This is a genomic window from Bacillus sp. 22446, from assembly GCF_052044955.1.
Taxonomy (GTDB): Bacteria; Bacillota; Bacilli; order Bacillales; family Bacillaceae; genus Bacillus; species Bacillus altitudinis.
Window position 1 is genome coordinate 466,602 of sequence record NZ_JBQEOD010000003.1, and the last position, 13,534, is coordinate 480,135.

Below are 13,534 nucleotides of genomic sequence, written 5' to 3' on the forward strand. Positions count from 1 at the left end.
ATTAAGAGGACATGAGTCCTGTCTAGACATATGAATGAAGCATTTCATGAAAATGATGCAAAGGAGTGCAAGCGATGGATTTCCGAAGAGAAGATGAAGAGAAAAAGATGAATGATCAAGAACACGCACATCAAGAGAATGAGAAACAAATAGAAGAACCAGAAAAAGAGAAAGAACTCGTTTTTCACCACCATGAAAACGAAGCATCTGCCTCTCAGGAGAGGGTGTCAAACGGGTCTCCTCAAGTGATTGATGACCGTTCGTCTAAAAAGGAGAAAAAACGGAAGGCTGCATGGCTGAGTCCGATTCTTGGAGGGATTATTGGTGGCGGTCTTGTGCTTGGCATTACACCGCTTTTACCGCAGTCACAAGATACAGCGGCAAACACTCAAACCCAAACAGCATCAAGCGAACCGGCTTCATCTGAAAATTTCTCAACAAAACAAATCACCAATGCGACGAATGTTGCTGATATGGTAGAAGATTTAGAGCCGACGATTGTAGGGGTCTCAAACTATCAATCTACACAAAACTCGTTCGGTCTTAGCGGTGATTCAACTGAAGCAGAAGCTGGAACGGGTTCTGGTGTCATCTTCAAAAAAGATGGCAAAAAAGCATACATTATCACAAATAACCATGTAGTCGAGGGTGCCAATAAATTAAAGGTCACACTATACGATGGAAAAACAAAAGATGCGAAGCTTGTCGGCAGTGACGTAATGACAGATTTAGCTGTCGTGGAAATAAATGCTGACGGCATTGATAAAGTTGCAAGCTTTGGAGATTCTTCTAAGCTTCGTGCTGGAGACAAAGTCATTGCAATCGGGAACCCGCTCGGTGCGCAGTTCTCTGGTACAGTAACAGAAGGGATTATTAGTGGTCTCGATCGTACCGTTGAAGCCAATACATCATCTGGAACTGTTGAGATGAATGTGCTTCAAACAGATGCAGCCATTAACCCTGGAAACAGTGGCGGTCCGCTGATCAATACAGACGGTCAAGTCATCGGCATCAACAGCTTGAAAATTAGCGAAAGCGGAGTAGAATCACTCGGATTTGCGATCCCAAGTAACGATGTCAAACCGATCGTAGATCAGCTATTAAAAAATGGAAAAGTCGAACGTCCTTACCTTGGCGTACAAATGATTGACCTTGAGCAAGTGCCTGAAACGTATCAGGAAAATACACTTGGCCTATTTGATAAACAAATCGGTAAAGGCATCTATGTAAAAGATGTTTCAAAAGGATCTCCTGCACAAAAAGCAGGCTTGAAGTCTGGAGATGTCATCATCAAGTTCAAAGGAAAAGATGTGGCGAACAGCTCACAGCTGAAAGAAATCCTTTATAAAGAAACAAAAATTGGCGATAAAACGACAATGACTGTCATTCGTGATGGAAAGAACAAAAATCTTGATATTACCCTTGGGCAGTCTGATAACGAATAAAAGAAAACAGGTGGATAAACGATCCACCTGTTAGATTGTTGACAAAGGGCTAAAATGAACTTTATTTTAGCCCTTTGTCTTCTTTTTTTCAGCGTGATAGAAAGCCTTTGCAGTCTAGGAAGGACGAGTACTGGCGCGGAGCGAATTTGACATTCGTGAGCACCAGCGCGCAGGACTGACAACGAATGCGAGGGTTTGTCTACACGCTGACAGGTGGATAATCGATCCACCTGTTTTTTTGTGTCTATTTTTTTGAAGATAGTGTCCGTAAAATAATGTTTTCCCATACATTCCAAGGCAGGAGCTGCTTTGCTATGAATGAAAGCCGAACACCTTTCCCGACAAGATACCTTAGCTTCTTTAGCCGCTTCTTCTCTGCAAGCGAAACCACAAGCTCTGCAACTTCGCCTGGATCTCCATAGTTGTTTTTTTGCGCCTCTATATAGGACATCATGTTTTGATAAATAGCTGTGTATTTAGAACCTGCTGCGGGTGGTGTCATTTGCTCATTCATGGAGGTGTTCCAAATGTTCGTTTGGAAAGAACCCGGCTCAATCAAAGCGGCTTGAATGCCAAACGCAGCCAGCTCAATTCGCAAACTCTCTGTATAGCCCTCTAGCGCAAACTTTGACGATACATATGGAGAGAGTGCGGGCATTCCCATGAGTCCGCTAATACTGCTCATATTCAATATTTTTGCACCGCTCGTCATCAACGGAAGGACTGCTTGTGTCATTTCCATCACACCAAAGACATTCACTTCAAATTGCTCACGGTACTGATCAACAGGCACCTCTTCAGCAAAACCAGCATAGGCTGTTCCCGCATTGTTCACAAGCAGGTGAATGGGAGCATAGGCATTAAGCCTTTTTTGAAATGCTTGAATGGACTGTGTATCTGTCACATCTAATGCTTCAATATGTATCGATTCGGATAAAGCGGCGTTCTTTACTTCTTCGGCAAGCTTTTTCGCATTGGTTTCCTGTCTTACGCCAGCAATCACAGTGTACCCTTGCTGAGCGAGACGCAGTGTGATGAGCTTTCCAAAACCGCTGTTGGCACCAGTCACAATGGCTGTTTTATTCATCATCCGGTTCCCCTTTTTGTTTTAATCTATCATAGTCTGCTGTTTTATTGAATAACGAAAAGGGGCTTGGAGAAGAATAAAAAACGATGCTATGAAATAGGAGGAAATACATGATGTGCTGGAAGAAGGCGGGACTGCTAGGAGTGCTGTTCTTTATGCTGTCTGGCTGTCGTTCAATCGAACCAATACAACATCCACATGAAGCAGAAGCTGAAAGTCTGTCAGCTGTTCAAATGAAGGAACTGCCATTTCAGCATTTGCAATTGCATGTACAATATGGACAAAAAAGCGAATTATATGAAGCTACCTATCGTCAAGCTGGTGGAAGAGAAGAAGCACTCATTCGAGATCATATGAATGGTGTCCGCTATGAAGGGGAAGAAGCTTTACGTGAAATGAAGATGAAGCTCAATGATATGTCGATTCCTAGTGCAAAGCTGAATGAAACATATGTCAATGAATTATTATCTGCTTTTAATTTAGATGATGATTATCAGCGGATACGAGTCGATATCAAGCTCGAAGATGGGACAAAACGTGCATTCGAAAAGAAAAAGTAAACGAGACTTTCTCATTTTTTAATTGAAAATGATTTTCAAGATCACTTAAATCTGATACACTAAATTGAGATAAGTGATCTTTGACGTCTACATAGACGATATTCAATATAAAAAATTTGGATGAGAAAAGGAGCGTTTGAGCGGAATGAGTGCCATTTCTACTGAAGGTTTAAGCTTAGGCTACGGAGAAACAATGATCATAGACGAACTAAATGTGTCAATCCCTAAGGGTGAAATCACAGTATTTATTGGCAGCAATGGATGCGGTAAATCCACGCTACTTCGCTCTTTGGCCCGTCTCATGAAGCCAATGGGTGGTTCTGTCCTGCTTGAAGGTCATTCCATTGCCAAATTACCAACAAAGGAAGTGGCGAAACAGCTCGCCATTCTTCCGCAAGGACCGGAAGCGCCAGAAGGGTTAACGGTACATCAACTCGTCAAGCAAGGGCGATATCCTTATCAGAATTGGCTGAAGCAATGGTCAAAGCAAGATGAAGAAGCGGTAAATCGCGCACTGAAGTCAACGAAGATGGAAGACCTTGCTGATCGAACGGTTGATTCATTATCAGGTGGACAAAGGCAGCGTGCATGGATTGCGATGACATTGGCACAGGAGACGGATATTATTCTATTAGATGAGCCAACAACGTATTTAGACATGACGCACCAAATTGAAATCCTGGATCTTCTTTTTGATTTAAATGAAAAAGAGCAGCGCACGATTGTCATGGTTCTGCATGACCTCAATCTCGCTTGCAGATATGCGCATCACCTTGTGGCCATTAAAGACAAGTCAATTTATGCAGAAGGAAGACCGGAAACTGTCATTAACTGTGATCTTGTGAAAAATGTCTTTGATATGAACTGCCAAGTAACAACAGATCCTTTATTCGGAACACCGTTATGTATTCCGCACGGCAGAGGACGCTGTATTGTCCAACAGGCACAAGCTGAGACATTTCTTGCTGCAAGATAATCGTATGTGAAAAGCCTGACATCTGTTACACGCAGAGTCAGGCTTTTTTCTGAAAAAAGGAGCGGAATACAAATGGGAAATGAATTAGATGAAAAGCTCGAAGGCCTGCTTGATAAATATACAGAGCTGCTGCTTGGTGAAACGAATGAGGAACTGAAAAGAGATGTCTCGCAGTGGATCATCTATTCTCATATTGCCAAAAGCATGCCGCCTTTAGCCAAGCATTTTAATGACACGTATCCAGAGGCAAAAGAAGACATCAAAGAAACGATTCAGCGGATCAAGCAATTAAATGAAGCTCATCGTGCCAATAAAGACCGTTAAAAAACTGCCAGTATGAGCTGGCAGTTTTTCTTTATGACATGGGTGATGATCCGTACGGTGATTGATCTGTCAGTGTTTGCTGGAACTTTTGATGTGCCTGCTGTAGCTTCTGCTGGTCAGCGGCTTCGACAGAGTACCAGCCATATTTGAACATGACATCATATAAATGTCTTTGCGTTTTTTGTGTTTCTAGCGCAATTCGCTGAATATCTTGGTAAAGAGATTCATGGCTGAATTCATTGAGCGCTGTGTTATATCCGCTTGTCATATATTTTTCAGTCGACAAAAGGTCTGTGACAAAGTCGCGATCGTTCATGTTTGTCGTTGTTGGAACCGGCGTTTGTGGATTCCCGATTTTTTGTTGGTTTTGCTGTTCCATGTCTGTTACCTCCTATTGCATAAAGCCAGAAGACTGGCCTTGCCCTGAGCTGCCTAAATGTTGAAGTATTTGTGTGTAATGCTGATGGTGCATTTGACCAACTTGATTGAGTTCTTGTTTCAATGTTTGATCCTGACAATGCTCGGCCATAAAGTGGGCTTTTTTCATCGCGATCAAATTCCAGTTGAGCATATCCTCTAGGTACAAGGAATCCTTTACTGAAATTACCTGTGGGGGCATATTCATTTGCTGGTTGTTCAAGATGTGTTCCTCCTTACGATTTCTTTTTATATTGCTGATTTTGACTGGTCTTTTTACCGCCTAGGTCTGCTTCTTGTGATGGACCTGCGTTTCCTTTCACACTTGCAGCACTTACGCCTGCTTTTGATGGGTTCTTTTGCAAACGAGACATGTGGACATCACCTCCATTCTTACAATTCCCCCTCGTCTTTAATTCATACGCTGTAAAGAAAGACGCATGAGAATGTGTAAATTTTTGAAATCTGCTATTGAACTGTTTCGGAAAATCTTTTAAGATAAAGAAAGAGGCATTGCTTTTTTTTGGACAAAAAATGAATGACTGTTCATTCAAAATGTTTAGGGGGATATTTATGGGCAAACATATTCGCAAGGCGGCTGTCATTGGTTCAGGTGTCATGGGCTCAGGCATTGCTGCACATCTAGCCAATATCGGGATACCAGTAACATTGCTAGATATTGTGCCACATGAACTGACAAAGGAAGAAACGGCAAAAAAGCTAACGCTTGATCACCCTAGTGTTCGGAATAGATTAAGCCAAGACGCAATGAAAAAATTGTTAAAGCAAAAGCCAGCACCTCTTACTTCAGCCAAAAACCTATCATACATCACACCCGGAAATCTCACAGATCACCTTTCCTTATTACACGATGCTGACTGGATCATTGAAGTCGTCACTGAAAAGCTCAGCATTAAACAACACGTATTCTCTCTCATCGACGAACACCGCAAAGAAGGCAGCATCGTATCCAGCAATACATCCGGTATTTCTGTTGAAAAAATGGCAGAAGGCCGATCAGCTGATTTTAAACGCCACTTTTTAGGCACTCACTTTTTTAACCCAGCTCGTTATTTAAAGCTGTTAGAAGTAATTCCTATTCAAGAAACAGATCCAGAAGTACTCTCATATATGAAAACATTTGGTGAAGATGTACTTGGCAAGGGTGTGGTCGAAGCAAAAGATACACCGAACTTTATTGCCAACCGAATTGGCACTTATGGGCTTCTTGTCACAGTGCGTGAAATGCTTGAGAACAAATACACGATCGGAGAGGTCGATTCTGTTACAGGTCCACTCATTGGCAGACCGAAAAGTGCGACCTTCCGCACACTTGATGTGGTGGGACTCGACACATTTTCTCATGTAGCCCGCAATGTGTATGAACAGGTAGAAGGAAAGGAAAAAGATATTTTTCAGCTGCCTGAGTTTATGGAAAGAATGCTCGAAAAAGGGTGGATCGGCAGCAAAGCAGGGCAAGGATTTTATCAAAAAAACGGAAAGACCATTTTAGAGCTTGATCCTGTCACACTCACATACGGAGAACGGACAAAGCTGAAGGATCCGGGCATTGACATTGCCAAGCAGCAAAAGGGGACAAAAGCGAAATTGAAAGCGCTTATTTATCAAGATGGCCGTGCTGGGCAATTGCTTTGGAATATGACCGCACCTGTTCTTCTTTATTCAGCTCATCTAAAAGGCGACATTGCGGATGATATTCAGTCCATCGATAACGCCATGAAATGGGGATTTGGCTGGCAGCATGGTCCGTTCGAGCTGTGGGATGCGATTGGCGTGAAAAAAGCCGTCAGTCGAATGGAAGCGGAAGGGCACAGCATCCCGTCGTGGGTGCAAGATATGCTTTCAGAAGGACATGACACGTTCTATCAAGAAAATGCCGAAGGAGACCGTGCATTTTATCAGAATGGTGCTTATGAACAGGAAAAGGGAAACGACAAGAATATTTCGTTAGCTAGATTGAAAAAGAAACACGATGTCATTTTTAAAAATACGGGTGCAAGCTTGATCGATATCGGGGATGATGTTGCCTTGCTTGAATTTCATTCGAAAAGTAATGCCATTGGGCTTGATGTCATTGATATGATCAATCGTGCTGTAGATGAAACGGAAAAGAATTATAAAGGGCTGGTCATCGGTAACCAAGGAAAGAACTTCTGTGTTGGTGCGAATCTCGCCTTAATTTTAATGGAAGCACAGGACGACAACTTCTTTGAAATTGATTTTGTCATTCGCAGGTTCCAGCAGGCGATGATGAAGGTGAAGTATAGTGACCGTCCAGTTGTGGCTGCACCATTTGGTATGACACTTGGCGGAGGGACGGAGCTTTGTCTACCAGCAGCCGCTATCCAAGCGTCCAGTGAAACGTATATGGGGCTTGTCGAAGCGGGGGTCGGACTCATACCGGGCGGAGGCGGAAACAAGGAACTCTATATTCGCCATCTGCAAGGAGCGGAAAAGCCATCAGCAACTGCGATCCAAGATGCTACGCTACAAACCTTTGAAGCCATTGCGATGGCAAAGGTATCTACATCAGCAGAGGAAGCGCGTGATATGAAGATGCTCCGAGTGAATGACCGGATCAGCATGAATGGTGATCATTTAATCCATGATGCGAAACAACTCGTTCTTTCTCTTGATGAAGCGGGTTATCGTGCACCTCTGAAGCGAAAGGTGCCCGTGATGGGGGAAACAGGCTACGCAGCAATGGTGCTGGCTGCTGAAAACATGAGATTGTCTGGATACATTTCAGACCATGACATGACCATTGCGAAAAAACTAGCGCATGTCATTTCTGGCGGCAAATTGCCATTTGGTACAGAGGTGGATGAACAATACTTATTAGAGCTTGAAAGAGAAGCCTTTTTAAGTCTTGTAGGGGAAGTCAAATCTCAGGCACGCATGCAGCACATGCTCGTTAAAGGAAAACCTTTACGTAACTAGGGGGGAGTCAAAATGAGAGAAGCAGTGATTGTAGCTGGCGCAAGAACACCAGTAGGGAAAGCCAAAAAAGGATCATTAAAAGATGTCAGACCTGATGATATGGGCGCATTGTGTGTAAAAGAAACGCTAAAGCGTGCCGGTGATTATGATGGAACAATCGATGATTTAATCATCGGATGTGCGACACCAGAAGCAGAGCAAGGGCTGAATGTGGCCCGGAATATCGGGGCATTAGCAGGTTTGCCATATACAGTACCTGCTATCACCATTAACCGCTATTGCTCTTCTGGTCTGCAGTCAATTGCTTATGCAGGTGAACGAATTATGCTTGGGCAGGCAGAAACCATTTTAGCCGGAGGCGTCGAATCGATGTCGCAAGTCCCAATGATGGGTCACTCCATTCGTCCAAACGCTCTTTTGGCAGAGCAAGCGCCCGAATACTATATGAGCATGGGCCACACAGCGGAGCAAGTGGCGCAAAAGTATCAGGTCACAAGGCAAGATCAAGATGCTTTTGCGGTGAGGAGCCATCAAAAGGCAGCAAAGGCACTTCAAGAAGGGAAATTTTCAGATGAAATTGTTCCCGTTGATGTGACAGAAAGACGGGTAGGAGAGCAGTATCAACTAGAAGAACGCCAATTTACGTTCTCACAAGATGAAGGTGTCAGAGCGGGCACAACAGAGGAGGTTCTCTCAACGTTACGACCTGCCTTCTCAACAAAAGGCACAGTGACTGCAGGAAACTCTTCGCAGACGAGTGATGGAGCGGCATGTGTCATGATGATGGATCGCGAAAAAGCATCTTCTCTTTCTCTTCAGCCGCTTGCCAAGTTCAGGGCGTTTGCTGTTGGCGGTGTACCACCTGAAGTCATGGGAATTGGGCCGGTTGAAGCCATTCCGCGTGCACTGAAAATCGCTGGTCTAGAGCTGAAGGACATCGGGCTGTTTGAATTGAATGAAGCATTTGCTTCTCAGGCGATTCAAGTCATTCGTCATTTAGGGATCGATGAAGAGAAGGTAAATGTCAACGGCGGCGCCATTGCCTTAGGACATCCGCTAGGCTGTACAGGAACGAAACTCACGCTGTCACTCATACATGAAATGAAACGGCGAAATGAACAATTTGGTATTGTGACGATGTGTATCGGCGGGGGCATGGGAGCGGCAGGCATTTTTGAATTGATCTAAAGGGGGAAAACAGGATGAAAGCAATGGAAGATGTAAAAAAGGGTGGCAGTTTCTTAATTGATGAGACGAATTATGAGCATATCTTTACACCAGAGGATTTCTCTGATGAACATCAAATGATCGGGAAAACAACAGAAGATTACATTTTACAAGATGTCGTTCCGCACATCGATCAAATTGAAAATCATGAATTCGAGCATTCTGTTCGTCTCTTGAAAAAGGCTGGAGAGCTTGGCCTGCTTGGTGCGGATGTTCCTGAGGAATTTGGCGGGCTGGGGCTAGATAAAATCAGCTCAGCCATCATTACTGAAAAATTTGCAAGAGCAGGCAGCTTCTCTCTTTCTTACGGCGCCCATGTCGGGATCGGTTCTTTGCCGATCGTGCTGTTCGGCAATCAATCGCAAAAGGAAAAGTACCTGCCAGGACTCGCCTCTGGAGAAACAATTGCGGCATATGCCCTAACAGAGCCAGGGTCAGGTTCTGATGCGCTAGGTGCGAAAACAACGGCAGTCCTGAATGAAGCTGGAACACATTATGTCCTCAATGGGGAAAAACAATGGATCACAAACTCCGCATTTGCCGATGTGTTTGTCGTGTATGCGAAGATTGATGGTGAACACTTCTCTGCTTTCATCGTAGAAAAGGATTTTCCTGGAGTCAAAACAGGACCTGAAGAGAAAAAGATGGGCATTAAAGGCTCCTCGACGAGAACGTTAATCCTTGAAGATGCCGAAGTGCCAAAGGAGAATTTGCTTGGTGAAGCAGGCAGAGGTCATGTCATTGCCTTTAACATTTTAAACATTGGACGCTATAAGCTGGCTGTAGGGACAATCGGTGCATCAAAACGAGTCATTCAATTATCGGCAGAGTATGCCAATCAGCGTAAGCAGTTTAAAACACCAATTTCTCAATTTAGCTTAATTGGCGAAAAAGCAGCCAACATGTCGGCAAAGCTCTATGCCATGGAAAGTGCTGTATACCGCACAGTCGGGTTATTTGAACAAAGAATGGGTCTGTTAAGTGACGAGGAGCAAAAGGATGGGAAACAAATTGCGCAATCCATCGCAGAATATGCGATTGAATGCTCTCTTTGTAAAGTGCTTGGCTCTGAAACGCTCGATTACATTGTGGATGAAGGTGTGCAGATTCACGGCGGATATGGTTTCATGCAAGAATACGAAGTCGAAAGAGCCTATCGCGACTCACGAATTAACCGTATTTTTGAAGGAACGAACGAAATTAACCGATTGCTTGTGCCAGGCACATTCTTGAAGAAAGCGATGAAAGGAGAGCTTCCGCTTCTTCAAAAAGCGCAAACCCTGCAGGAAGAGCTGATGATGATGATGCCGGAAGAGCCGGGTGATCAGCCGCTTGATCAAGAGAAATACTTACTTTCCCATGCGAAAAAGATCGCCTTAATGGTATCTGGAATGGCGGCGATGAAGTATGGAAAAGCATTAGATAAAGAGCAAGAAATCCTTGTGAATATAGCAGATATCGTCAATGAACTCTTTGCTGCTGAGTCGGCGGTCTTGCGTACGGAAAAAGCAATTGCTGCATCAGGCGCAGAAAAAAATGCACAAAAGCTTGCGTATACACAAATTTTCACACAGGAAGCCTTTTTAAAGATTGAAGCTCATGCGAAAGAATCATTGATTGCCATGGAAGAAGGAGATTCACTCCGTATGAGTCTGTCAGCCCTTCGCAAGCTGACAAGATTCACACCAATGAATGTCATTGCGAAAAAGCGTGAGGTGGCGAAACGAATCTTTGAAGCAGAGAAATATATCGTATAAGACGGCTTAAAAGGTGCGGATATCATGTCGCACCTTTTTGTAAGCATACATTTAGGTTTTTAACATGTTTTGTGATAAAATGTTGTCACTATTTGCAGGAGGTGAAAATGGTGGCTTTAGATTTTTACGAATACCCATCTTGCGGTACATGCCGAAAAGCAAAGAAATGGCTGGAAGAACACAATAAAGACATCAACAGCATACATATCGTCGAAGAGACGCCTGATAAAGACACATTAAAAGCCCTTTACGAAAAAAGCGGTTTAGAGCTGAAGAAATTCTTTAATACGAGCGGTCAGAAATACAGAGAGCTGCAGCTGAAAGATAAACTTCCTGCAATGTCAGAGGACGAGCAGCTTGAATTACTTGCGTCTAATGGAATGCTGATCAAGCGTCCAATTACAACAGACGGCAAACGAGTGACAGTTGGATTTAATGAAGATACATTTAAAAGCGTCTGGAAATGATGTAACTTTCATTCAGATTGTGGTATCTTCAATATAGATTGTAAGAAAAGACTGGAGGGGTATGAAATGAGCACACCAAAAGATTTACGTTATTCAGAAGAACACGAATGGGTCAAAGTAGAAGGAGATAAGGTGCGTATCGGTATTACGCATTTTGCTCAATCTGAGCTAGGGGATATCGTGTTCGTTGAGCTTCCTGAAGTAGGAGACAAAATCACAGCGGACGAGCCTTTCGGAAGTGTAGAATCAGTCAAAACAGTTTCTGAACTATACGCACCGATTAACGGCACAATCGTTGAAGTAAACGACGAGCTTGATGACAGCCCAGAGTTCGTCAACGACTCTCCATACGAAAAAGCTTGGATGATCGTAGTAGAGCCAGCGGATGCATCTGAAATCGAGAACTTAATGACTGCTGAGCAATATGAAGAAATGACAAAAGAAGACTAATTCATGTGAAATTGGACACTCTACCTTTATGGGGGGTGTCCAATTTGTCTTTTCAAAAAGAACAGGTGGATATAACAGAGCATGTCACTGGACGATTCAAAGAGAGCGGCATGGTGCTTTACCATCAAAACGAAGAGATTGGCACGATGATTAGTGAAAATCAATATGAATTAAAATCAGGTTATTCCTATGATCAAAACCGTTTTTATCGTCTGTCAGATACGTTGACCCATGGGACTGAAAAATATGTAGACTGTGACGATGAAAATGGCTGGTGCTAATCACAGATAAGGCTGTAGTGAGTGAATGCTACAGCCTTTTTGTTGATCAAGTGCCCAATCTTTACAACCCGAATGAAAGATTGTAATCTAAGGAAGAAGTGAATCAACGTCAAAAGGGCCGGGTGATCGTGATGAATGTCGAGATAGAAAAGGTCATCATTGTAGAAGGTAAATCAGATAAACAGAAGCTAAAAGAAGTCATAAGTGAACCTGTTACCATCATTTGCACCAATGGCACGATCAGTACATCGAAGCTGGATCAGCTTGTGGACGATTTATTCGGGAAAGACGTTTACATATTAGCAGACAGTGACGATGCTGGCGACAAACTGCGGAAGCAATTCCGAAAAGAATTCCCTGAAGCACTGCATCTTTTTGTCGACAGAACGTACCGCGAAGTGGCCGCTTCACCGTCAGCCCACATTGCATCTATTCTATTAGCTGCAAACATTGATGTTCATTCGAAATATTTATAAGGGTGACGTATATGAAAGAGATTGAAGAGCATGAATTCAAGGAGATAGAGGGCGATTTATTTCTTTTGTACTTATATACACCATTTTGCGGAACATGCCAGCTGGCAAAGAAGATGCTGGCAGTGGTTGATGCCATGCAGCCGGAAGTTCCTTTTTATGAAAATAACTTAAATTACTCGCCAAGTTTTGCAAAAGCATTTGAGATCGAAAGTGTCCCTTGCTTTCTCCTGTTTAAAAAGGGTGAAATCGTGCAAAAAGGCTATGCCTTTCACTCCGTTCCATATCTTCACGAAATGATTGAAACCGCTAAATAAAGCGGTTTTTTGTCATATTTCAAGCAATTCATTTGAAAATTTGTCGAGCTATTTATAAAGGACAAGCCGATGTTTGTAGAGAAATGTTATGTATAACCAAATGACAGGGAGGTTATACATGTGGAAAATGTGAAAGCCCATGGAAGTGCAGGGCAGCGATTATTGTTAAAGCCGTTGCTCTCATCATCATCCTTGAAGATTACATTTGAGGCGGAAACGGACTCTTGTACATTGATTGTGGATGAACGTGGTGAAGTGAAGAAACTACCTGCAATTGAGTTATCGGATCTCATCTTTTATGGTGAGCGAAAAGAGATTTTGCAATTATTAGATGGAGACATGTCCTTACAGCAGCTGATCAGCAGAGGACAAGTGAAAGTGAAAGGCTCATTTCGAGCACTTCTTAGACTAGAAGCGGTACTTTGGCTGACGAACGGTTTTTTTCGAAAAATGATAACGTAGTCGTTTACTTGGAAATTAGCGATTTACAGCGTTGACATATCTCAGATAGCATGATATTCTACGTTAGTAAAAACATGAACATCACATAAAACAACATATTTTCTCTTATTAAGAGAGGTGGAGGGACGTGCCCTATGAAACCCGGCAACCGTCAGCATAGCTGAAATTGGTGCCAATTCACTCAAAGCCGCAACGCTTTGAAAGATGAGAGAAAGGCGTATTTGATATAAAAGGCCTTTCTGCTTGCGTTGCAGTTAGGTCTTTTTTACTGACCTTGCGTCAGGCTAGCGTCATAACAGTCAGAAGAATAATTGAACGTATGTGATGGCA

At 43.1% G+C, this 13,534-nt stretch carries 17 protein-coding genes and 1 riboswitch; of the genes, 13 read left to right on the forward strand and 4 right to left on the reverse strand.

Features of this window, described 5'->3' with window-relative positions:
* The first annotated feature begins 74 nt into the window (after window positions 1-74).
* The gene (locus ACTJJD_RS09615) at window positions 75-1,445 is read left to right on the forward strand and encodes a S1C family serine protease (RefSeq protein WP_017359279.1); all 1,371 of its coding nucleotides are present in this window, start codon (window positions 75-77) and stop codon (window positions 1,443-1,445) included.
* A gap of 244 nt (window positions 1,446-1,689) precedes the next feature.
* Here ACTJJD_RS09615 and ACTJJD_RS09620 read toward each other — a convergent pair whose 3' ends face one another.
* The gene (locus tag ACTJJD_RS09620) at window positions 1,690-2,532 is read right to left on the reverse strand and encodes an oxidoreductase (RefSeq protein WP_242732095.1); all 843 of its coding nucleotides are present in this window, start codon (window positions 2,530-2,532) and stop codon (window positions 1,690-1,692) included.
* 113 nt (window positions 2,533-2,645) lie between these two features.
* Here ACTJJD_RS09620 and ACTJJD_RS09625 point away from each other — a divergent pair, with 113 nt between their 5' ends.
* The 3 genes from ACTJJD_RS09625 to ACTJJD_RS09635 all read left to right on the forward strand — a co-directional run bounded on the left by ACTJJD_RS09625 (window position 2,646) and on the right by ACTJJD_RS09635 (window position 4,392).
* Window positions 2,646-3,092, forward strand: a complete 447-nt coding sequence (locus ACTJJD_RS09625) for a YusW family protein (RefSeq protein ID WP_171465740.1) — start codon at window positions 2,646-2,648, stop codon at window positions 3,090-3,092.
* Window positions 3,093-3,237: 145 nt separating this feature from the next.
* Entirely contained in the window at window positions 3,238-4,068 is an 831-nt protein-coding gene (locus tag ACTJJD_RS09630; protein WP_008347057.1) for an ABC transporter ATP-binding protein, read from the forward strand.
* Window positions 4,069-4,140: 72 nt separating this feature from the next.
* The gene (locus tag ACTJJD_RS09635; protein ID WP_017359282.1) at window positions 4,141-4,392 is read left to right on the forward strand and encodes a YusU family protein; all 252 of its coding nucleotides are present in this window, start codon (window positions 4,141-4,143) and stop codon (window positions 4,390-4,392) included.
* Window positions 4,393-4,423: 31 nt separating this feature from the next.
* Here the strand turns inward: ACTJJD_RS09635 and ACTJJD_RS09640 are convergent, their stop codons facing one another.
* The 3 genes from ACTJJD_RS09640 to ACTJJD_RS09650 are packed head-to-tail and all read right to left on the reverse strand — an operon-like array spanning window position 4,424 to window position 5,183.
* Window positions 4,424-4,771: a spore coat protein gene (locus ACTJJD_RS09640; protein ID WP_007500333.1), complete on the reverse strand. Its 348-nt coding sequence runs from the start codon at window positions 4,769-4,771 to the stop codon at window positions 4,424-4,426.
* A gap of 12 nt (window positions 4,772-4,783) precedes the next feature.
* Window positions 4,784-5,035 carry a hypothetical protein gene (locus ACTJJD_RS09645; RefSeq protein ID WP_060698253.1) on the reverse strand — a complete coding sequence of 84 codons (252 nt, stop codon included), beginning with the start codon at window positions 5,033-5,035 and terminating at the stop codon, window positions 4,784-4,786.
* A 10-nt stretch (window positions 5,036-5,045) separates the two neighbouring features.
* Window positions 5,046-5,183, reverse strand: coding sequence for a YuzL family protein (locus ACTJJD_RS09650; RefSeq protein WP_008347049.1), 138 nt, complete (start codon window positions 5,181-5,183; stop codon window positions 5,046-5,048).
* A 199-nt stretch (window positions 5,184-5,382) separates the two neighbouring features.
* Here ACTJJD_RS09650 and ACTJJD_RS09655 point away from each other — a divergent pair, with 199 nt between their 5' ends.
* The 9 genes from ACTJJD_RS09655 to ACTJJD_RS09695 all read left to right on the forward strand — a co-directional run bounded on the left by ACTJJD_RS09655 (window position 5,383) and on the right by ACTJJD_RS09695 (window position 13,204).
* Window positions 5,383-7,770, forward strand: coding sequence for a 3-hydroxyacyl-CoA dehydrogenase/enoyl-CoA hydratase family protein (locus ACTJJD_RS09655; protein ID WP_178929905.1), 2,388 nt, complete (start codon window positions 5,383-5,385; stop codon window positions 7,768-7,770).
* Between the two features lie 12 nt (window positions 7,771-7,782).
* Entirely contained in the window at window positions 7,783-8,958 is a 1,176-nt protein-coding gene (locus tag ACTJJD_RS09660; protein WP_242731029.1) for an acetyl-CoA C-acetyltransferase, read from the forward strand.
* Window positions 8,959-8,972: 14 nt separating this feature from the next.
* Window positions 8,973-10,754 (forward strand): acyl-CoA dehydrogenase family protein, encoded by a 1,782-nt coding sequence (locus ACTJJD_RS09665; RefSeq protein ID WP_052320613.1) that lies wholly within the window; start codon window positions 8,973-8,975, stop codon window positions 10,752-10,754.
* 110 nt (window positions 10,755-10,864) lie between these two features.
* Window positions 10,865-11,221 carry an arsenate reductase family protein gene (locus ACTJJD_RS09670; RefSeq protein ID WP_029575395.1) on the forward strand — a complete coding sequence of 119 codons (357 nt, stop codon included), beginning with the start codon at window positions 10,865-10,867 and terminating at the stop codon, window positions 11,219-11,221.
* Between the two features lie 66 nt (window positions 11,222-11,287).
* A complete protein-coding gene (gcvH, locus tag ACTJJD_RS09675) occupies window positions 11,288-11,671 on the forward strand; it encodes a glycine cleavage system protein GcvH (RefSeq protein ID WP_008347039.1) in 384 nt (127 codons plus the stop codon).
* Between the two features lie 44 nt (window positions 11,672-11,715).
* Window positions 11,716-11,952, forward strand: coding sequence for a YusG family protein (locus ACTJJD_RS09680; protein WP_008347037.1), 237 nt, complete (start codon window positions 11,716-11,718; stop codon window positions 11,950-11,952).
* Between the two features lie 131 nt (window positions 11,953-12,083).
* Complete coding sequence (locus ACTJJD_RS09685) at window positions 12,084-12,428, forward strand: toprim domain-containing protein (RefSeq protein WP_008347035.1); 345 nt, start codon at window positions 12,084-12,086, stop codon at window positions 12,426-12,428.
* An 11-nt stretch (window positions 12,429-12,439) separates the two neighbouring features.
* On the forward strand, window positions 12,440-12,742 hold the full coding sequence (locus tag ACTJJD_RS09690; RefSeq protein WP_242731027.1) for a thioredoxin family protein: 303 nt from the start codon (window positions 12,440-12,442) through the stop codon (window positions 12,740-12,742).
* Between the two features lie 120 nt (window positions 12,743-12,862).
* Window positions 12,863-13,204: an SCP2 sterol-binding domain-containing protein gene (locus ACTJJD_RS09695; protein WP_008347033.1), complete on the forward strand. Its 342-nt coding sequence runs from the start codon at window positions 12,863-12,865 to the stop codon at window positions 13,202-13,204.
* Window positions 13,205-13,306: 102 nt separating this feature from the next.
* Window positions 13,307-13,415: riboswitch (SAM riboswitch) on the forward strand.
* The last annotated feature ends 119 nt before the right edge of the window (window positions 13,416-13,534 follow it).